Source organism: Hoeflea sp. 108, from assembly GCF_000372965.1.
In the GTDB taxonomy this organism is placed as follows: domain Bacteria; phylum Pseudomonadota; class Alphaproteobacteria; order Rhizobiales; family Rhizobiaceae; genus Aminobacter.
The window spans coordinates 4,855,047-4,875,511 of sequence record NZ_KB890024.1; the positions used below are offsets into that span (position 1 = coordinate 4,855,047).

The 20,465-nt window shown below is 64.2% G+C and carries 18 protein-coding genes; 14 read left to right on the forward strand and 4 right to left on the reverse strand.

The window, feature by feature from the left end; translation table 11 throughout:
- The first annotated feature begins 146 nt into the window (after positions 1–146).
- From mdh to B015_RS33945, 12 genes are all read left to right on the forward strand, one after another.
- Positions 147–1,115: a malate dehydrogenase gene (gene mdh, locus B015_RS0124145; protein ID WP_018430327.1), complete on the forward strand. Its 969-nt coding sequence runs from the start codon at positions 147–149 to the stop codon at positions 1,113–1,115.
- Positions 1,116–1,125: 10 nt separating this feature from the next.
- On the forward strand, positions 1,126–2,322 hold the full coding sequence (gene sucC, locus B015_RS0124150; RefSeq protein WP_018430328.1) for an ADP-forming succinate--CoA ligase subunit beta: 1,197 nt from the start codon (positions 1,126–1,128) through the stop codon (positions 2,320–2,322).
- 3 nt (positions 2,323–2,325) lie between these two features.
- A complete protein-coding gene (gene sucD / locus B015_RS0124155) occupies positions 2,326–3,228 on the forward strand; it encodes a succinate--CoA ligase subunit alpha (protein WP_018430329.1) in 903 nt (300 codons plus the stop codon).
- A 194-nt stretch (positions 3,229–3,422) separates the two neighbouring features.
- Positions 3,423–6,410 (forward strand): 2-oxoglutarate dehydrogenase E1 component, encoded by a 2,988-nt coding sequence (locus B015_RS0124160; protein WP_018430330.1) that lies wholly within the window; start codon positions 3,423–3,425, stop codon positions 6,408–6,410.
- Positions 6,411–6,433: 23 nt separating this feature from the next.
- Complete coding sequence (gene odhB / locus B015_RS0124165; RefSeq protein WP_018430331.1) at positions 6,434–7,699, forward strand: 2-oxoglutarate dehydrogenase complex dihydrolipoyllysine-residue succinyltransferase; 1,266 nt, start codon at positions 6,434–6,436, stop codon at positions 7,697–7,699.
- 126 nt (positions 7,700–7,825) lie between these two features.
- A complete protein-coding gene (locus B015_RS0124170; RefSeq protein WP_018430332.1) occupies positions 7,826–8,230 on the forward strand; it encodes an MAPEG family protein in 405 nt (134 codons plus the stop codon).
- Positions 8,231–8,345: 115 nt separating this feature from the next.
- Complete coding sequence (locus tag B015_RS31525; RefSeq protein WP_018430333.1) at positions 8,346–8,804, forward strand: VOC family protein; 459 nt, start codon at positions 8,346–8,348, stop codon at positions 8,802–8,804.
- Entirely contained in the window at positions 8,801–9,445 is a 645-nt protein-coding gene (locus tag B015_RS0124180; RefSeq protein WP_018430334.1) for a LysE family transporter, read from the forward strand. Before B015_RS31525 ends, B015_RS0124180 begins: the two co-directional genes overlap by 4 nt.
- A complete protein-coding gene (locus tag B015_RS0124185) occupies positions 9,445–9,939 on the forward strand; it encodes a hypothetical protein (RefSeq protein ID WP_018430335.1) in 495 nt (164 codons plus the stop codon). Before B015_RS0124180 ends, B015_RS0124185 begins: the two co-directional genes overlap by 1 nt.
- The gene (locus tag B015_RS0124190; protein WP_018430336.1) at positions 9,936–10,691 is read left to right on the forward strand and encodes an SDR family oxidoreductase; all 756 of its coding nucleotides are present in this window, start codon (positions 9,936–9,938) and stop codon (positions 10,689–10,691) included. The genes B015_RS0124185 and B015_RS0124190 overlap by 4 nt, the downstream gene beginning before the upstream one ends.
- The gene (gene lpdA / locus B015_RS0124195; protein ID WP_343123005.1) at positions 10,688–12,124 is read left to right on the forward strand and encodes a dihydrolipoyl dehydrogenase; all 1,437 of its coding nucleotides are present in this window, start codon (positions 10,688–10,690) and stop codon (positions 12,122–12,124) included. Before B015_RS0124190 ends, lpdA begins: the two co-directional genes overlap by 4 nt.
- Before the next feature lie 368 nt (positions 12,125–12,492).
- On the forward strand, positions 12,493–13,221 hold the full coding sequence (locus B015_RS33945; protein WP_245262268.1) for a DUF2867 domain-containing protein: 729 nt from the start codon (positions 12,493–12,495) through the stop codon (positions 13,219–13,221).
- A gap of 1 nt (position 13,222) precedes the next feature.
- Here the strand turns inward: B015_RS33945 and B015_RS0124210 are convergent, their stop codons facing one another.
- Together B015_RS0124210 and B015_RS0124215 are read right to left on the reverse strand one after the other, a co-directional pair.
- Entirely contained in the window at positions 13,223–14,296 is a 1,074-nt protein-coding gene (locus tag B015_RS0124210; protein WP_018430340.1) for a TraB/GumN family protein, read from the reverse strand.
- Between the two features lie 71 nt (positions 14,297–14,367).
- Positions 14,368–15,306 (reverse strand): tyrosine recombinase XerC, encoded by a 939-nt coding sequence (locus B015_RS0124215; protein ID WP_018430341.1) that lies wholly within the window; start codon positions 15,304–15,306, stop codon positions 14,368–14,370.
- A 67-nt stretch (positions 15,307–15,373) separates the two neighbouring features.
- On the opposite strand from B015_RS0124215, the gene rimM reads away from it, so the two are divergent.
- Together rimM and trmD are read left to right on the forward strand one after the other, a co-directional pair.
- On the forward strand, positions 15,374–15,982 hold the full coding sequence (rimM, locus tag B015_RS0124220; protein WP_018430342.1) for a ribosome maturation factor RimM: 609 nt from the start codon (positions 15,374–15,376) through the stop codon (positions 15,980–15,982).
- The gene (trmD, locus tag B015_RS0124225; RefSeq protein WP_026227666.1) at positions 15,979–16,680 is read left to right on the forward strand and encodes a tRNA (guanosine(37)-N1)-methyltransferase TrmD; all 702 of its coding nucleotides are present in this window, start codon (positions 15,979–15,981) and stop codon (positions 16,678–16,680) included. The genes rimM and trmD overlap by 4 nt, the downstream gene beginning before the upstream one ends.
- Positions 16,681–16,749: 69 nt before the next feature.
- Here the strand turns inward: trmD and B015_RS0124230 are convergent, their stop codons facing one another.
- Both B015_RS0124230 and acnA read right to left on the reverse strand, forming a co-directional pair.
- The gene (locus B015_RS0124230) at positions 16,750–17,505 is read right to left on the reverse strand and encodes a sulfite exporter TauE/SafE family protein (protein ID WP_026227667.1); all 756 of its coding nucleotides are present in this window, start codon (positions 17,503–17,505) and stop codon (positions 16,750–16,752) included.
- A 156-nt stretch (positions 17,506–17,661) separates the two neighbouring features.
- Entirely contained in the window at positions 17,662–20,352 is a 2,691-nt protein-coding gene (gene acnA / locus B015_RS0124235) for an aconitate hydratase AcnA (protein WP_026227668.1), read from the reverse strand.
- Between the last annotated feature and the right edge of the window lie 113 nt (positions 20,353–20,465).

The window sequence follows — 20,465 nt, forward strand, 5'->3', positions numbered from 1 at the left end:
TTGGGCTGGAAATAATCGGTTGAATTTTTTTGGCCACGGAGCTATTGCGAGCCGCTATTTTCTGGCTGCATCCTGCGGCCTGTCTGGCCCAAACCTGTTCCACACCCGCCGTCACGGCGTCGTTAAAGGCAAAGGGAAATTCCTTCATGGCACGCAACAAGATAGCCCTCATCGGCTCGGGCATGATCGGCGGCACGCTCGCCCACATGATCGGTCTCAAGGAGCTCGGCGACGTCGTCCTCTTCGACATTGCCGAAGGCATTCCGCAGGGCAAGGGCCTCGACATCGCCGAGTCCGCGCCGGTCGACGGCTTCGACGCCCGCTATGTCGGCGTCAACGACTATGCCGGCATCGAGGGCGCTGACGTCTGCATCGTCACCGCTGGCGTGCCGCGCAAGCCAGGCATGAGCCGCGACGACCTTCTGGGCATCAACCTGAAGGTCATGGAGCAGGTCGGCGCCGGCATCAAGAAATATGCCCCGAACGCCTTCGTCATCTGCATCACCAACCCGCTCGACGCCATGGTGTGGGCGCTGCAGAAATTCTCGGGCCTGCCCAAGAGCCACGTCGTCGGCATGGCCGGCGTGCTTGACTCGGCCCGCTTCCGCCACTTCCTGGCCGACGAGTTCAAGGTTTCGGTCGAAGACGTCTCGGCGATGACGCTGGGCGGCCACGGCGACGACATGGTGCCGATGGTGCGGTATTCGACCGTTGCCGGCATCCCGCTGCCCGACCTCGTCAAGATGGGCTGGACCAGCCAGGAGAAGCTCGACGCCATCGTCGAGCGCACCCGTAAGGGCGGCGGCGAGATCGTTGGCCTGCTCAAGACCGGCTCTGCCTACTATGCGCCGGCCTCGTCGGCGGTCGCCATGGCCGAAGCCTATCTCAAGGACAAGAAGCGCGTGCTGCCTTGCGCTGCGCACCTGTCGGGCCAGTACGGCATCAAGGACATGTATGTCGGCGTTCCTGTCGTGATCGGCGCCGGTGGCGTCGAGCGCGTCATCGAGATCGATTTCAACAAGGCCGAGCAGAAGATGTTCGAGAAGTCGGTCGAGGCCGTGAAGGGCCTCTGCGACGCCTGCGTGGCGATCGCGCCGAACCTCGGCAAGAAGTAAGGGGTTTTCGATGAACATCCACGAATATCAGGGCAAGCAGTTGCTCAAGGGTTTCGGTGCGCCCGTCGCTGACGGCGTGCCGGTCTTCAAGGTCGAGGAAGCCGAGGCTGCGGCCAAGAGCCTTCCCGGTCCGCTCTACGTCGTGAAGAGCCAGATCCACGCCGGCGGCCGCGGCAAGGGCAAGTTCAAGGAACTGTCGCCCGACGCCAAGGGTGGCGTGCGTCTCGCCAAGTCGATCGAGGAAGTTGTCGCCTTCTCCAAGGAGATGCTCGGCAACACGCTGGTGACCAAGCAGACCGGCCCGGCCGGCAAGCAGGTCAACCGCCTCTACATCGAAGACGGCGCTGACATCGATCGCGAGCTGTATTTGTCGATCCTGGTCGACCGCACCGTCGGCCGCGTTGCTTTCGTGGTTTCGACCGAAGGCGGCATGGACATCGAGGCTGTCGCCCATGACACGCCCGAGAAGATCATCACCGTCGCCATTGACCCGGAAGCGGGCGTGACGGCCGCCGACCTCAAGGCGCTGAACGGCGCCCTGAAGCTCACGGGCGAGGCAGCGGCTGACGGCGAGAAGCTGTTCCCGATCCTCTACAAGGCCTTTGTCGAGAAGGACATGAGCCTGCTCGAGATCAATCCGCTGATCGTCATGACCAACGGCCGCCTGCGCGTTCTCGACGCCAAGATCTCGTTCGACAACAACGCGCTGTTCCGCCACGCCGACGTGGTCGAGCTGCGCGACACGACCGAAGAAGACGCCAAGGAAATCGAGGCCTCGAAGTATGACCTCGCTTATGTCGCTCTCGACGGCAACATCGGCTGCATGGTCAACGGCGCCGGTCTCGCCATGGCGACGATGGACATCATCAAGCTCTACGGCGCCGAGCCTGCCAACTTCCTCGACGTCGGCGGCGGTGCTTCGAAGGAGAAGGTGACGGCGGCGTTCAAGATCATCACCGCGGATCCCGCGGTCGAAGGCATCCTGATCAACATCTTCGGCGGCATCATGAAGTGCGATGTCATTGCCGAGGGCGTGATCGCGGCGGTCAAGGAAGTGGGCCTCAAGGTTCCGCTGGTCGTGCGCCTCGAAGGCACCAATGCCGAACTCGGCAAGAAGATCATCAACGAGAGCGGGCTGAACGTCACGTCGGCCGACGACCTCGACGACGCGGCGAAGAAGATCGTCGCTGCGGTGAAGGGGAACTGATCCATGTCCATTCTCATCGACAAGAACACCAAGATCCTGGTGCAGGGCCTGACCGGCAAGACCGGAACGTTCCACACCGAACAGGCGCTGGCCTATCACGGCACCAAGATGGTCGGCGGCATCCACCCCAAGAAGGGCGGCGAAAACTGGACCGGCGCCAAGGGCGAGACCCTGCCGATCTTCGCTTCGGTTGCCGAAGGCAAGGAAAAGACCGGCGCCAATGCGTCCGTGGTCTATGTCCCGCCGGCAGGTGCAGCGGAAGCGATTATCGAGGCGATCGAAGCCGAGATCCCGCTGATCGTCTGCATCACCGAGGGCATTCCGGTCACCGACATGATCAAGGTCAAGGCGCGCCTCGACCGCTCGACCTCGCGCCTGATCGGCCCGAACTGCCCTGGCATCGTCACCCCCGACCAGTGCAAGATCGGCATCATGCCGGGCAACATCTTCCGCAAGGGCTCGGTCGGCGTTGTTTCGCGCTCCGGCACGCTTACCTATGAGGCGGTGTTCCAGACGACGAACGCCGGTCTCGGCCAGTCGACCGCCGTCGGCATCGGCGGCGACCCGGTCAAGGGCACGGAATTCATCGACATGCTCGAGATGTTCCTGGCCGACGACGAGACCAAGTCGATCATCATGATCGGCGAGATCGGCGGCTCGGCCGAGGAGGACGCAGCGCAGTTCCTCATCGACGAAGCCAAGCGCGGCCGCAAGAAGCCGATGGCCGGCTTCATCGCCGGACGCACCGCACCGGAAGGCCGCACCATGGGCCACGCCGGCGCAGTGATCTCGGGCGGCAAGGGCGGCGCCGAGGACAAGATCGCGGCCATGGAGGCAGCGGGCATCCGCGTGTCGCCATCGCCGGCACGTCTCGGCACCACGCTGGTCGAGGCGATCAAGGGCTGAAAAGGGCCTGACGGCTCGAATTGAGAAGGAGTCTTTCGCGGCGCAAGCCCGCCAGACATCTCACCTGAAATGCCCTCTCCCTGCACAGCGCGGGGGGAGGGCGTCGGCGCTTCCCCCTCAAGGGGCGACGCGGCGGCAGGGCGGCACGGCGCGAAGGACCAAAACAAGGAGACGGAGCAGAGCTCCGAAATCAGATGGCACGATCAGATCAGGCCAACGACCAATTTTCCCTCACTTCCTTCCTCTATGGCGGCAACGCCGACTACATCGAGGCGCTGCACGCCGCCTATCTCGACGACCCTGAATCGGTCGATCAGGAATGGCGCGACTTCTTCGGCGCGCTGAAGGACGACGCCGGCGACATCCGCAAGAACGCCAAGGGCGCGTCCTGGTCGCGGCCGAGCTGGCCGCTGCAGGCCAATGGCGAACTGGTGTCGGCGCTCGACGGCAACTGGGGCCTGGTCGAGAAGGTCGTCGAGAAGAAGGTCAAGGACAAGGCGGCCGCCGATGGCGTCAAGGTCTCGCCGATCGACGTGATGCAGGCGACGCGCGATTCCGTGCGCGCCATCATGATGATCCGCGCTTACCGCATGCGCGGCCACCTGCACGCCAATCTCGATCCGCTCGGCATCGCCAAGCCGCTCGAGGACTATAACGAGCTGTCGCCGGAGGCCTATGGCTTCACCGCCGCCGACTACGACCGGCCGATCTTCATCGACCATGTGCTCGGGCTCGAATACGCGACCATCCGCGAGATGCTCGAGATCCTGAAGCGCACCTATTGCTCGACGCTCGGCGTCGAGTTCATGCACATCTCCGATCCCGAGGAGAAGGCGTGGATCCAGGCTCGCATCGAGGGTCCGGACAAGGAAATCAGCTTCACCGCCGAAGGCAAGAAGGCGATCCTGCAGAAGCTGATCGAAGCCGAGGGCTTCGAGCAGTTCATCGACGTCAAGTACAAGGGCACCAAGCGCTTCGGCCTTGACGGCGGCGAGTCGCTGATCCCGGCGCTCGAGCAGATCATCAAGCGCGGAGGTTCGCTCGGCCTGCAGGAGGTCGTGCTCGGCATGGCTCACCGCGGCCGCCTCAACGTCCTGACCAACGTCATGGCCAAGCCGCACCGCGCCGTGTTCCACGAGTTCAAGGGCGGCTCCTATGCGCCTGACGACGTCGAAGGCTCTGGTGACGTGAAGTACCATCTCGGCGCTTCGTCGGACCGCGAGTTTGACGGCAACAAGGTGCACCTGTCGCTGACAGCCAACCCCTCGCATCTCGAGATCGTCGATCCCGTGGTGATGGGCAAGGCCCGCGCCAAGCAGGACCAGCTGTTCGGCCGCGCCCGTGGCGAGATCGTGCCGCAGGAAGAGCGCGCCAAGGTCATGCCGCTCTTGCTGCATGGCGATGCTGCGTTCGCCGGCCAGGGCGTGATCGCCGAAATCCTCGGCCTGTCGGGCCTGCGCGGCCACCGCGTCGCCGGCACGCTGCACGTCATCATCAACAACCAGATCGGCTTCACGACGAACCCGCGTTTCTCGCGCTCGTCGCCCTATCCGTCCGACGTGGCCAAGATGATTGAGGCGCCGATCTTCCACGTCAACGGCGACGATCCGGAAGCTGTCGTTTTCGCGGCCAAGGTCGCGACCGAATTCCGCATGAAGTTCCACAAGCCTGTCGTCGTGGACATGTTCTGCTACCGCCGCTTCGGCCACAATGAAGGCGACGAGCCGGGCTTCACCCAGCCGATCATGTACCGCAACATCCGCACCCATAAGACGGTGGTGCAGGTCTATGCGGACAAGCTGATCAACGAAGGCCTGCTGGGCCAGGCCGACGTCGACCAGATGCGTGCCGACTGGCGCGCCAACCTCGAGACCGAGTTCGAGGCAGGCCAGGCCTACAAGCCGAACAAGGCCGACTGGCTCGATGGCCAGTGGTCTGGCCTGCGCGCCGCCGACAACCAGGACGAACTGCGCCGTGGCAAGACCGCGGTACCGGTGAAGACTTTGAAGGAAATCGGCAAGAAGCTGACCGAAGTGCCGAAGGACTTCGAAGTCCACCGCACCATCGCGCGCTTCCTCGAAAACCGCCGCCAGGCAATCGAGACGGGCGAAGGCCTCGACTGGGCAACGGCGGAATCGCTGGCGTTCGGCTCGATCCTGCTGGACGGCAATCCGATCCGCCTGTCGGGTCAGGATTCCGAGCGTGGCACGTTCTCGCAGCGCCACACCGTGCTCTACGATCAGCGCGACGAAAACCGCTACATCCCGCTCAACAACCTGTCGGCGGCACAGGCCGGCTACGAGGTCATCAACTCGATGCTCTCGGAAGAGGCCGTGCTCGGCTTCGAATATGGCTATTCGCTCGCCGAGCCCAAGGCGCTGACGCTCTGGGAAGCCCAGTTCGGCGACTTCGCCAACGGCGCCCAGGTGGTGTTCGACCAGTTCATCTCGTCTGGTGAACGCAAGTGGCTGCGCATGTCGGGCCTCGTTTGTCTATTGCCGCATGGCTATGAAGGCCAGGGCCCCGAGCACTCCTCGGCGCGCCTCGAGCGCTTCCTGCAGCTTTGCGCCGAAGACAACATGCAGGTGGCCAACGTCACCACGCCGGCCAACTACTTCCACATCCTGCGCCGGCAGCTGAAGCGCGACTTCCGCAAGCCGCTGATCCTGATGACGCCGAAGTCGCTGTTGCGCCACAAGCGCGCCGTGTCTTCGCTGTCGGAGATCTCGGGCGAGAGCTCGTTCCACCGCCTGCTGTGGGACGACGCCCAGTATCTCGGCAACGAGCCGATCAAGCTGGTCAAGGATTCGAAGATCCGCCGCGTCGTGCTCTGCACCGGCAAGGTCTATTACGATCTCTACGAGGAGCGCGAGAAGCGCGGCATCGACGACATCTACCTGTTGCGCGTCGAGCAGCTCTATCCGTTCCCGGCCAAGGCGCTGATCACCGAACTCAGCCGTTTCCGCAACGCGGAGATGGTGTGGTGCCAGGAAGAGCCCAAGAACATGGGCGCGTGGTCGTTCATCGACCCGTATCTGGAATGGGTGCTCGCCCATATCGACGCCAAGCACCAGCGCGTGCGCTACACCGGCCGTCCGGCCGCCGCCTCCCCGGCGACGGGCCTGATGTCCAAGCACCTGGCGCAGCTCCAGGCATTCCTCGACGACGCCCTCGGCGAATAAACAAAGAACGGACAGGCAAAAAAATGGCTACCGAAATCCGTGTCCCTACCCTCGGCGAATCCGTTTCCGAGGCAACCATCGGCAAGTGGTTCAAGAAAGCCGGCGACGTGATCGTCGTCGATGAACCCTTGGTCGAACTCGAAACCGACAAGGTCACCATCGAAGTGCCGGCGCCTTCCGCCGGCGTTCTGGTCGAACTGGCCGTCAAGGAAGGCGAGACCGTCGGCGTCGGCGCGCTGCTCGGCACCATCGGCGCTGCCGACGGTGCTGTGGCCGCTCCGAAGCCCGCCGCAGTCGCCCAGGCCTCCGCACCGAATGCTCCCTCGACCGTCAAGGAAGCCATCGCCCAGACCGCATCGGTCGCCGGCGCTCCCCCCATCGAAGAGCGCAAGATGCCGCCGGCACCGGCCGCAGCCAAGCTGCTCGCCGAGACCAACCTGTCGGTCGACCAGGTCGCCGGTTCGGGCAAGCGTGGCCAGGTGCTCAAGGGCGACGTGCTCGAAGCCATCGCCAAGGGCGTTTCGGCGCCTGCCGCAGCTCCGGTTGCCGCCCCTGTCGTTGCACGCGCCCCGTCGAGCACTGAAGATGCCCCGCGCGAAGAGCGCGTGCGCATGACCAAGCTGCGCCAGACGATCGCCCGCCGCCTCAAGGAGGCGCAGTCGACGGCCGCCATGCTGACCACCTTCAACGAGGTCGACATGAGCGCGGTGATGTCGCTGCGTTCGAAGTACAAGGACATCTTCGAGAAGAAGCACGGCGTGAAGCTCGGCTTCATGGGCTTCTTCACCAAAGCCGTGACGCACGCGCTGAAGGAAATCCCGGCCGTCAACGCCGAGATCGACGGCACCGACATCATCTACAAGAACTTCGCCCATGTCGGCGTTGCCGTCGGCACCGAAAAGGGCCTGGTGGTTCCTGTCGTGCGTGATGCCGACCAGATGTCGATCGCCGAGATCGAGAAGGAAATCGGCCGCCTCGGCCTCGCCGCGCGCGACGGCAAACTGTCGGTCGCCGACATGCAGGGCGGCACCTTCACCATCTCGAACGGCGGCGTCTACGGCTCGCTGATGTCGACCCCGATCCTGAACGCGCCGCAGTCGGGCATCCTCGGCATGCACAAGATCCAGGATCGTCCGGTCGTGGTCGGTGGCCAGATCGTCATCCGCCCGATGATGTATCTCGCGCTGTCCTACGATCACCGTATCGTCGACGGCAAGGAAGCCGTGACCTTCCTGGTCCGCGTCAAGGACAGCCTGGAAGATCCGGAGCGCCTGGTTCTCGATCTCTGAGTTGCGGCTGCTGCACAGGGAAGATTATTCTTCGTGGCCGGTCGAAATGACCGGCCGATAAACGACTTTCGCTTGTAACTGATCATGGCGAGGCGCAAATCGCCTCGCTTCGAGGGGACAACGCATATGGAAGCTGTTGCAGCATCGACTGAAATCTGGGTGCTTGGCTGGAGCACGGCACTGTTGCTTGCACAGGTGATCGCCCAGGCCTCTGCCACCGGCGATCTCGGCCCGAAATATCTGTTCAGTGCCCGCGACGAAAATCGCGTCTCGAAAAGCGTTGTCGCCGGAAGGCTGCTGCGCGCGCTGCACAACCTGCTCGAAACCTATCCGGCCTTCATCGCCCTGGTGCTGGCACTGGCGCTGACCGGCAAGACCGGCGGCATCGCGGCAACGGGTGCGATGCTGTGGATCGTAGCGCGCGTGGTCTACGTCGTCCTATACGCCGCGGGCGTGCCAGTTCTGCGCACGGTCGTCTGGCTCGCCTCGATCGTCGGGCTGGCGATGATGCTGATCCGGCTGATGAGCTGAGACCGGGACGGGGAACGACGTGGCTGCGGCGCAAAGCGGTGCTGGCACTTGTGCACATGGGCAGGAGCGTGCTTTTGCCCTGTGCTCAAATTCCTAGCGCCAACAGGAACCGTATATGGCCTTCGAACCCGACATTCCCCCGATCCAGGTGCATCTCTGCGTCAAGGGCGGCAAGGCCGCGATCGCCTTCTATGAGAGGGCGTTCGACGCGGTCGAGACCTTCGAGCAGCTGGCCGACGACGGCATGCGCGTGCTGCATGCCAACCTCGCCATGTTCGGCAGCGAAGTGATGCTGCACGACGAGTTTCCCGAATTCGGCGCAGACGTCCTGTCGCCGCTGACCAGGGGCGGTGCCGGCATGACCGTCAACATCAACCTGAAACTAGCAGGCGAAGTCGATGCCGCAGTCGAGCGTGCTGTCGCTGCCGGCGCCAAGGTTATCATGCAGCCCGACGACATGTTCTGGGGCGCTCGCTACGCCAAAATCCAGGATCCGTTCGGCCATGTCTGGGCGTTCAACGCGCCCCTGGGCAACGCGCTGCTGGCCGCCAATACGGACGGGGTGAAGCAGTGACCCAATACGCATTCGAATTTGCCGGCCTGCTGGCCGTGTTCTCGGTGCTTTTGGTGGTGCCCGGCGCCGACTTCGTCATGGTCGTGCGCCAGAGCGTGGTGCATGGCCGGCGCGCGGCAATCATCACCAGCTTCGGCATTGGCACATCGCTGCTGTTCCACGTCAGCTACACCATCCTCGGCATCGGGCTGATCGTGTCGAAGTCGCTGCTGTTGTTTTCCATGCTGAAATGGGCGGGCGCCGCCTATCTCGTCTATCTCGGCATCAAGGCGCTGCGCGCCGGGCCGATGGAACTCGCTGCCGTCGACATGCCGCAAGGCAGTGATGACGTCAAAACCGTTTCGGCAATGCGCTGCTTCCTGATGGGCTTCGTGACCAACGCGCTGAACCCCAAGGCGGTGCTGTTCTTCGTGCCCTTGTTCACGGCCATGGTCAGTCACGAGACCCCTGCAGCGGTGAAGGGCGTCTATGGCCTGCTGATGGCCGTGGTGTTGATTGCCTGGTTCGTCGGCGTGTCGATGTTCTTCACCATGGCTTCGGTGCGCGAGCGTTTCGTTTCCTGGGGCCGCTGGTTCAACAAGGCAACCGGCATGATCTTCATCGGGCTTGGCGTGAAGCTCGCCACCGTGCAGGCCGGCTGATGCGTATTGCAGCGCTCATCTCGGCTGTGGCGATGCTGTCGGCGACGACGGCCAATGCCGCATGCCCGATCGAGCTCGCCGTCTATGAAGACCGTGACAAGGCGGCATCGATCGATTTTCGGCCGACGCTGCAATCGGCCACCGTCACCAACAGCTTCAAGATGGTGCTCGACAACGACACCGTGCTCGATGGCGTGGTGATGTGGTCGGACGGGGTGGCGCGGCCGAACGGCATGCTGATGCACCGTTGCCCCGAAGGCGACGTGACCGGCGAGGAACTGGACGCCTGCACGGTGTGGCAGGGCGTCATCTACAGCGTCGACGCCGAGGGTAATGTCGGACTGTTGCCGCGCGAGCGCATCGGGGCTCCGGCGCCGAAAAGGCTGATCTTCTCGGATCTCGGCCATTCGCTGCGCATGTCGGCGGCCTATGGGCCCGACGGGTTCTCGAAAGTGCCGTGGGACGTGTTCGAGATAGCCGGGTGCCAGGAATGAGCACTGCTGGCAAAGTCCTGCTGGTCACGGGCGGCAGCCGCGGCATAGGTGCTGCCATCTGCAGGCTGGCTGTTGCTGCCGGCTATCGCGTGGCCCTCAATTATGCCTCCAACGCGGCTGCAGCGCAGACCCTGGTGGCCGAGCTGGAGGCATCAGGCGGCGAGGCCATCGCCATCAAGGGCGATGTCGGCAACGAAGCCGACGTACTCGCCATGTTCGCCAAGGTGGACAAGACCTTCGGCAGGCTCGATGCCTTCGTCAACAATGCCGGCGTGGTCGACATGAAGGCGCGCGTCGACGAGATGAGCGCCGAAAGGCTCGAGCGCATGATGCGCATCAACGTTGTCGGCTCGATCCTGTGCGCCCGTGAGGCGGTGAAGCGCATGTCGAGCCAGCATGGCGGCGCGGGCGGCTCGATCGTCAACATCTCATCGGCTGCGGCCTCGCTCGGCTCGCCCGGCGAATATGTCGACTATGCCGCCTCCAAGGGTGCCATCGACACTTTCACCATCGGGCTGGCCAAGGAGGTCGCCACCGAGGGCGTGCGCGTCAATGCGGTGCGCCCCGGCATCATCGATACCGAAATCCATGCCTCGGGCGGACAGCCGGACCGGATCGCCGCCATTCGCGGCCTCGTTCCGATGAAACGCGAAGGCAAGGCAGAAGAAGTTGCCCAGGCTGTCATTTGGCTTTTGTCGGATGCAGCCTCATATACGACGGGCTCGATTTTGAACGTGAGCGGCGGCCGCTGACCGCCCCCCAGGAGAAGGACAAGAAAATGGCATATGACGTCGTCGTGATCGGATCGGGCCCAGGCGGTTATGTGTGCGCTATCAAGGCAGCGCAGCTCGGCTTGAAGGTCGCCGTGGTCGAGAAGAACGCGACCCTCGGCGGCACCTGCCTGAACATCGGCTGCATTCCCTCCAAGGCGCTTCTGCACGCGTCGGAGATGCTGGCCGAGGCACAGCATTCGTTCGACACGCTCGGCATCGAGATCGGCGCGCCCAAGGTGAACCTGACCAAGATGATGGCGCACAAGGACGCCACCGTCGCCTCCAACGTCAACGGCGTGTCGTTCCTGTTCAAGAAGAACAAGATCGACAGCTTCCAGGGCACAGGCAAGGTGTTGGGCGCCGGCAAGGTCGGCGTCACCGGCGCTGATGGCAAGACCCAGGAACTCGAGACCAAAAACATCGTCATCGCCACTGGTTCCGACGTCGCCGGCATTCCCGGCGTCGATGTCGCCTTTGACGAGAAGGTGATCGTGTCCTCGACCGGCGCGCTGTCGCTGGAAAAGGTGCCCGGGCACCTGGTGGTGGTAGGCGGCGGCGTCATCGGCCTCGAGCTCGGCTCGGTATGGGCCCGCCTCGGCGCCAAGGTGACCGTGGTTGAGTATCTCGACACCATCTTGGGCGGCATGGACGGCGACGTCGCCAAGCAGTTCCAGCGCATGCTGGCCAAGCAGGGCTTCGAGTTCAAGCTCGGCTCCAAGGTGACTGGTGCCGCCAAGGCCAAGAAGGGCGCGACAGTGACCTTCGAGCCGGTGAAGGGCGGCGCGGCGGAAACCATTGAGGCAGACGTCGTGCTGGTCGCCACCGGCCGCAAGCCCTACACCGACGGCCTCGGCCTCAAGGAAGCCGGCGTCGAGATGGACGAGCGCGGCCGGGTCAAGACCGACGGTCACCTGCGCACCAATGTTGCCGGCATCTATGCCATCGGCGACGTCGTTGTCGGCCCGATGCTGGCGCACAAGGCCGAGGACGAGGGCGTCGCGGTCGCCGAGATCATCGCCGGCCAGGCCGGCCACGTGAACTACGACGTCATCCCGGGCGTGGTCTATACCAGCCCCGAGGTCGCCTCGGTCGGCAAGACCGAGGAAGAGCTCAAGAAAGCCGGCGTCGCCTACAAGGTCGGAAAATTCCCGTTCACCGCCAACGGCCGGGCGCGGGCCATGCTGCACACCGATGGCTTCGTGAAGGTGCTGGCCGACAAGGACAGCGACAAGGTGCTGGGCGTGCACATCGTCGGCTTCGGTGCCGGCGAGATGATCCACGAGGCGGCGGTGCTGATGGAATTCGGCGGCTCGTCCGAAGACCTCGGCCGCACCTGCCATGCCCATCCGACCATGTCGGAAGCGGTCAAGGAGGCTGCCCTGGCCACCTTCTTCAAGCCGATTCACATGTAAGTCTGGACATATGTAAGATTGCGCCACGCGCCTGAAACAGGAACGGCCCGCTCGATGAGCGGGCCGTTTGTATTTGAGGGTAAGCTCAGTTTGCGGGTGCTGCCGGGGCGGGAGCCGGAGCCATGGCGCCACCCGAAGGTGCAGGCGTCGTGGTGGTGCCGCCAGACGGAGCCGGCGTGGCTGGGGCCGGGGTTGCCGGTGCTGGTGCGGGCACAGCCGGAGCAGGTGCCGGCGCCGAGGTCGACGGTGCCGGAGCCGGTTCAGCCGGCTTAGGCGCAGGTGCGCTGCTGGCTGGGGGCTCGGCGGCCGGGGGCGTTGCCGCGTGCCGCGGCGCGAAGACGTAGTAGGCCACTGCAGCGAGCAACACGATGATGACGGCGATCAGCCATGTGCTGCCCCTACTGGACTGGCCGGGGCCCGAGTCTGGATTGTTCACCATTGAGATCTCCCTCAGATGCGCTCCGCAATCATTGCGTGAACATCGCAATCAACGCGCGAAATGGCGTTCGGTTTCACATTGCTGTGAAAATTTGGAAGTGAACCTGCCCAGGCGGCGTTTCGCCACGCCGCCAAGCCCCAGGAACAGGATTAGGCTGCAACCAGTCCAGCAATCGGGGATAGACGACATGCCTGCCGTGCCGAGCCCGACCTCCACAGACGTCCTGCCCGGCGCCAGCTTCGCCGACCGTTTTGTCATCGTGGTATCAGGACAATCTCTAGATGCGGATGCCGCAGCCGGGCGTGCATTTGGCAAACGGCCAGCCTGGATCAGGGCGCTGATGGCACTGCGCAACCTGCTGGTCTGGCCGTTCGGGCTGAAGACGCGCGAGGCGGAGCTGTCGCCGCAGCTCGGGCGCAAAGGAATGTTTCCGGTGCTGAGCCAATCGCAGTCGCGCATGGTTCTCGGGCTGGATGACAGCCATCTCGATTTCCGGATTGTGGTCGAGATCAAGGAACTCGGCGAAGGCCGACAGGAAATCAGCGCCTCGACGCTGGTCAGACCGCACAATCTGTTCGGGCGCGTCTATCTCGCCATCGTCATGCCGTTCCACAACATCATCGTGCCGGCGATGCTGGCGCAGGTGGCGAAAGGCTAGATCAGCGGTCGGCGACCGTAACCGTGTAACCGGCCTTGCGGAACAGGTCGACCAGGCCGTCTGGGCCGGGCAGATGCAGCGCACCGACCGCCATGAAGGCATCGCCAGCGCCGACCAGCGGCCCGGCGCGCTCGACCATGGTCTTGTTGCGGCTGGTGACCATTGCTTCCTCGAAGGCGGCATAGCTGGACTCATCATCCTTGCCGCCCGACGGCAGAGCGTTGCGGAACAACGGCCAGAACATGCCGATGTCACCGCGCTGGTAGAGCACGACCATCGTTTCGATGACATCGTCCATGCGGTCGCCGAGCTTGAGCGTCTCGACCAGACCCTTGATGTGGAACTCGATCGGCAGCGAGGCCATGGCCGAAAGTTGGTCGGCAGCGCTTTCCAGCCCCTTGACGTCCTTGCCGGCGGCCTTGGCCTTCTGGGCAAGCAGGATGTCGAGTACAGGCGCGCCGGCGGCCTTGCGACTGAGTTCGCAGGCGGGCAGTGCCACCATCGCCGAGAGCATCCATGGCTTCATCTTGGTGACGCTACCGGGTGGGATGCCGCGTGCCTCAAGCGCCGCGTTCACCGTCGCCACCTCATCAGGCGTCATCAGCGACGTCAGCGTTGTGTTGTCGGTGAACATCATCAGTTCGGGCTGCTTCATCAGCGAGGCGAGCATGGCCTGCTGGTCGAGCACGTCGGTCGTCTCGATGACCAGCGTGTGCGCGGCGTCGAAGGCTGTCTGTGCCGCCGGCTCCAGCTCGGTCACGCGCGGATCGGTCACATGCATGGTGCCATAGAGCCAGGACGGCTTCTGGCCCGGCTTCTCCAGCTTCCACAAAAGTCCTTCGCCGTTGATGGTCGCCCTGGCCTCCGCTTCGATCTTTGCGAGCAGCGCCGGATCGCTCGTCTGAAGCTCGGCCAGCATGTCCTTGCCCTTGCAGGCAGGTGCCTCGGCATGGGCCTTGCCCGATACCAGAAAGGCAATGGCGAAGAACAGGATGAAGAACAGCACGTTGACAGCTGCGAGCAGCTTCAGCGCAGGCAGCGAGGCACGGTCGGCGATGGCGACGAAGCGTTTCATTGTGCCTGTGTAGCCGTCAAAAGCGGCAAAACGGTTAATGCCGCGGTGACAATTGTCCGGCTCGAACTCGGTCAGGCGCGCGGGTGGGCCGCATCGTAGATCTCAAGCAGCCTTGCCGTGTCGACGCCGGTATAGACCTGGGTGGTCGAAAGGCTGGCATGGCCGAGCAGTTCCTGGATGGTCCTGAGATCGCCGCCACGGCCGAGCAGATGGGTGGCGAAGGAATGGCGCAGCGCGTGTGGCGTCGCCGTATCCGGCAGGTTGAGCGCCGAGCGCAGCTTGCGCATCTCGCGCTGGATGATGGCAGGATCGAGCTGCCCGCCGCGAGCGCCGCGGAACAATGCAGCTTCAGCGCTTAGGTGATAGGGGCAAAGCTTGCGGTATTCGGCGACGGCCGCAAGCGCCACCGGCAGGACAGGCACCAGCCGGGTCTTGCCGCCCTTGCCCGAGATGCGCAGCACCGTGTCGGAAGGCGAGACAAGCTCGGCGCCGGAAAGCCCGAGCGCCTCGGAAATACGCAGGCCCGAGCCATAGAGCAGCGTCAACACGGCCGCGTTGCGGGCGGCAATCCACGGCTCCTCGGCCAATTGTTCGCCTGCCGAGACGACCCGCTTGGCATCGACCGCCGTCAGCGGCTTGGGTAACGACTTCGGCTGTTTTGGCGCGCGCAATGCAGCGGAGCCGGCGGCGTTGACCAGCCCTTCTCGCTCCAGAAAGCGCAAAAGCGAGCGCACCCCCGCAAGGCCGCGGCCAAGCGTGCGCGCGCCGGCGCCGTCGCTTCGGCGAGCGGCAAGAAAGCCGCGCAGGTCAGCCGGGCGCAGGTCGCTGATGTCCGATATGCCTGGTGGCCCGCTGTTGTGACCGGTCAGGAATTGCAGAAACTGGCGCGTATCGCGCTCATAGGCATCGACAGTCAACGCCGACAACCGGCGCTCGCCGGCAAGCCCCTTCAGCCAGCGCTGGCGGGCCGCCTGCAGGTCGGGTTTTGCGACGACGAGGAATTCCTGCATTGGCAGCGGGGGTCCGATTGAATAAGTCAGTGTGAACCAGACCAAGTTAGCAAGCGGTGAAGCGGCCATGGCCAAGCTCGAAAATCCAGTACAGATGGCCGTGATCGGCGCCGCCCACGGCATCAAGGGCGAACTCAGGGTGAAGACCTTCACCGGCGATCCACTGGCGCTGGCCGATTACGGGCTGCTTTACACCAAGGACGGCCGCAGCCTGGAGATCGCTTCGATCCGCCCGGCCAGCGAAGTGGTGGTGGTGCGCTTCAAGGGCGTCAACGACCGCAATGCGGCGGAAGCGCTGACCAATCTCGAGCTGTTCATCGACCGTTCGGCGCTGCCAGACGATGCCGACGACGGCGAATTCTACCACACCGACCTGATGGGCCTCGAAGTTCGTGACGAGACCGGCGCCAAGGTCGGCAAGGTGATCGCGGTGCAGAATTTCGGCGGCGGCGACATCCTCGACATCCAATATCAGGGCCGCAAGGGCGTGCTGATTCCGTTCACCGAGGCGGCCGTTCCCGTGGTCGACATCAAGGGTGGCTTTGTCGGCATCGACACAGCCGCGGCCGGGCTGGTAGAGAGCGAAGACGACGAGCTCGGCCCCCCGCCTGAAGAGGGCGAGTTCGATACCCGCCCTCGCCCGCGCGGCCCAAGGGATGCGGGGGGCAATCGCTGATGTTTCGCGCAACGGTGCTCACGCTCTATCCGGAGATGTTTCCGGGGGCGTTGGGGGTGTCGCTGGCCGGCCGTGCAATGGAGCGCGGCGACTGGGCGCTGGAGGCAGTTCAGATCCGCGACTTCGCCACAGACAAACACCGGACCGTGGACGACAGCCCCGCCGGCGGAGGCGCCGGCATGGTGATGCGCGCCGACATCATCGCTAGGGCTATCGACCATGCCTCGCCGGACGGCGATCAGCGCCCGCGTATCCTGATGAGCCCACGCGGCAAGCCGCTGACCCAGGAGCGCGTGCGCGAGCTGGCCGCCGGGCCCGGCGCGGTGATCCTGTGCGGCCGCTTCGAAGGCGTCGATCAGCGCGTCATCGACGCGCGCGAGCTTGAAGAAATCTCGATTGGCGATTTCATCCTCTCCGGCGGCGAGCCGGCGGCGCTTGTGCTGCTCGACGCGGTTGTGCGGCTCCTGCCCGGCGTGATGGGCAACGAAGTATCAGGTGAGGAAGAAAGCTTCGAAGGCGGTCTCCTGGAGCACCCGCACTACACAAGGCCGCAGGCGTTCGAAGGACATGCGATCCCCGAGGTGCTGACTTCGGGCAATCACGGCAAGATCGCCAAATGGCGGCGCTCCGAGGCGGAGAAGCTGACGCAAGCACGACGCCCGGACCTCTGGGCTGGACGGGTGGAGAAGAAGCGCTAGGCGCTCAGTCCGAATCTGCCTGCCGGCACCTTCTTCCGTGAACTGGGAGAAGGAAGTGGCGGCGGCGCTTCAGCCCTTCATGAAATAATGAAAAGCCAGGAACAGCCCGACCGCGACAACGAAAGCGCGGACGAAAACCTGTGGCACGCGGCGCGCGACCCAGACGCCGGCATAGCCACCTAGCGCCACGCCGGGCACCATGGCCGCCGCTGCCGTCCAGGCCACAACCCCGCCCGAGGCGAAGATGACGATGGCGACCGCAGCGATGACGATGGACAGCATGTTCTTCAGCGCGTTGAGCCGGTGGTAGTCGCCGCCCTCGGTGAGGCCCAGGGTTGCCAGCATCATCACGCCCATACCAGCGCCAAAGAAGCCGCCATAGATCGAGGTGAAGAACTGGACAATGCGCCCGGCAAGCGATGCCGGCGCGCCTTCGGGACGCTCGGCGAGCTTCGACGGGCACAGCCAGGGCCCGGCGGCGAAGAGGGCGGTTGCCGCAAGCAACAGCCATGGCACCAACGCTCCGAAGGCGACATTGTCGAGCGAGAGCAGGATCAGCGCGCCAGCCAGCGCGCCCACTGCCGAGATGACGGCGAAAGCGATGGCGCCGCGCCACATCAGCCTGATGTCGTCGATATAGGCCCAGGTCGAGGTGATGTAGCCGGGGAACTGGGCAATCGACGAGGTGGCATTGGCGGAAATCGGCGGGATGCCAAGCATGGTCATGGCACCGAAGGTGAGGAAGGTGCCGCCACCGGCGATGGCGTTGACGATGCCGGACAGCAAGCCGGCAAGAAAGAGAATGGCGACAGAAATCAGCGACATCTTGCCCGCCTGCCCGTGGTTGCGCTTCATCGTCTGTAGGAAGGCACGGGCCGCAAGGCAAGCGCGCACCGGCAACGGCGGTCAGCTTGCCCTGGACAAAAAAAGCCGCCGGGGCGCAAGCTCCGGCGGCTGTTTCACATGAATCGCGAGTGCCGCTTACGCGGCGAGGTCGCGCAGAACGTACTGCAGGATGCCGCCGTTCTTGAAGTAGTCGAGCTCATCGAGCGTATCGATGCGGCAGAGGATCGGCACATCCTTCGTCGAACCATCGGCGAAGGTGATCTTGGCGACCATCTTCTGGCGTGGCTTGATCGTCTCGAGGCCGTCGATCGTCACCTGCTCGTCGCCCTTCAGGCCGAGCGTCTTCCAGGTCGTGCCCTCTTCGAAGGTGAAGGGGATCACGCCCATGCCGACAAGGTTCGAGCGATGGATGCGCTCGAAGGACTGAGCGATGACCGCGCGCACGCCCAACAGGTTGGTGCCCTTGGCAGCCCAGTCGCGCGACGAGCCGTTGCCGTACTCGACGCCGGCGAAGATCACCAGCGGCACGCCTTCGCTGCGGTACTGCATGGCAGCATCGTAGATCGGCATTTCTTCCTTCGACGGATAGTGGAAGGTGTAGCCACCCTCGCGACCGTTCTCGCCCAGCATGTGGTTGCGGATGCGGATGTTGGCGAACGTGCCGCGCATCATCACCTCGTGGTTGCCACGACGCGTGCCGTACTGGTTGAAGTCGGCAACACCGACGCCGTTGTCGGTCAGGTACTTGCCGGCAGGCGACGCCGCCTTGATCGAACCGGCCGGCGAGATGTGATCGGTGGTGATCTTGTCGCCGAACAGGCCGAGCACGCGCGCGCCCTCGATCTTGCCGATCTGGCCCGGCTTCGAACCCATGCCGACGAAGTAAGGCGGGTTCTGCACATAGGTCGACTTGTCGTCCCATGCGTAGGTCTGGCCTTCAGGCGCCTTGACGTTCTGCCAGTTCTCGTCGCCCTTGAAGACGTCTGCATATTTGCGGGCGAACAGCTCGCGGGTGACGTTTTCGGCGATGAACTGGTCGATCTCGGCGCTGGTCGGCCAGATGTCCCTCAGGAAGACCGGGTTGCCGTCGCGATCCTCGCCCAGCGGCTCGGTCGTAAGGTCCTTGGTCACCGAACCGGCAAGCGCATAGGCGACCACCAGCGGCGGCGAGGCCAGGTAGTTGGCCTGCACGTCGGGCGACACGCGGCCTTCGAAGTTGCGGTTGCCCGAGAGCACGGCCGCACCGATCAGGCCCTTGTCGTTGATGGTCTTGGAGATCGGCGCCGGCAGCGGGCCGGAGTTGCCGATGCAGGTCGTGCAGCCGAAACCGACGAGGTTGAAGCCGATCTGGTCGAGCTCCTTCTGAAGGCCGGCCTTCTCGAGATACTCGGCAACGACCTGCGAGCCGGGCGCCAGCGAGGTCTTGACCCACGGCTTCTGCTTCAGGCCGACGCGGTTGGCGTTGCGGGCGAGCAGGCCTGCACCGATGAGCACGCTCGGGTTCGAGGTGTTGGTGCAGGACGTGATCGCCGCGATCACCACGTCGCCATGGCCGAGGTCGAAGTTTTCGCCCTCGACGGCGTAGCGCTTGGCAGTGTCGACGGTCTTCTTGTACTCGGCTTCCAGTGCGCTCGCGAAACCCGAGGCAATGCCGTCGAGCGGGATGCGGCCTTCGGGACGCTTCGGGCCGGCCATCGAGGGAACGACTGACGCCATGTCGAGTTCGAGCAGGTCGGTGAAGACAGGATCGGCCGAAGAGGCGTCGCGCCACATGCCCTGCGCCTTGGAATATTCCTCGACGAGTGCGATGCGGTTTTCGGCGCGGCCCGACATGTTGAGGTAGCGGATGGTCTCGGCATCAACCGGGAAGAAGCCGCAGGTCGCTCCATACTCAGGCGCCATGTTGCCGATGGTGGCGCGGTCGGCCAGCGTCATGTTGCTGAGGCCGGGGCCGAAGAACTCGACGAACTTGCCGACGACGCCCTTCTTGCGCAGCATCTGGGTGACGGTCAGCACCAGATCGGTGGCGGTGACGCCTTCCTTGAGCTTGCCGGTCAGGCGGAAGCCGATGACCTCGGGCAGCAGCATGGAGACGGGCTGGCCGAGCATCGCGGCCTCGGCCTCGATGCCGCCCACGCCCCAGCCCAGCACGCCCAGGCCGTTGATCATGGTGGTGTGCGAGTCGGTGCCGACGCAGGTGTCGGGATAGGCGGTCGTTTCGCCATCCTCGGTGTTCGTCCAGACGGTCTGGGCGAGGTATTCGAGGTTGACCTGGTGGCAGATGCCGGTGCCGGGCGGCACGACGCGGAAGTTGCGGAACGCCTGCTGGCCCCACTTCAGGAACTTGTAGCGCTCTTCATTGCGCTCGTATTCGAGCTCGACGTTGCGGGCAAAGGCCAGCGGGGTGCCGAATTCGTCGACGATGACCGAGTGGTCGATGACGAGGTCGACAGGAACCAGCGGATTGATCTTCTCGGGGTCGCCACCGAGGGTCTTGATGCCGTCACGCATGGCGGCGAGGTCGACCACGGCCGGAACGCCGGTGAAGTCCTGCATCAGCACGCGGGCCGGGCGGTAGGCGATCTCGACGCCGGCGGTGCCCTTGTCGACCAGCCAGCCGGCAACGGCCTGGATGGCTTCCTTGGTGACGGTGCGACCGTCTTCGTTGCGCAGCAGGTTCTCGAGCAGCACCTTCATCGAATAGGGCAGCTGCGAAACGCCGGTAAGGCCGTTCTTCTCAGCCTCGATGAGGCTGTAATAAACGTAATCCGCGCCGCCTGCGGTCAGCGTGCGACGGCAATTGAAACTATCTAGAGATTTGGACACGAGCATCCATCCTTGTCTGTTCAGCCTGAAAGGGAACGGACTCCGATGGGCATGCAATCACGCGCAAAGGTGCGGGTACGGCCATTTCCGCTGTCCGGTCCCAAGCAACCCGA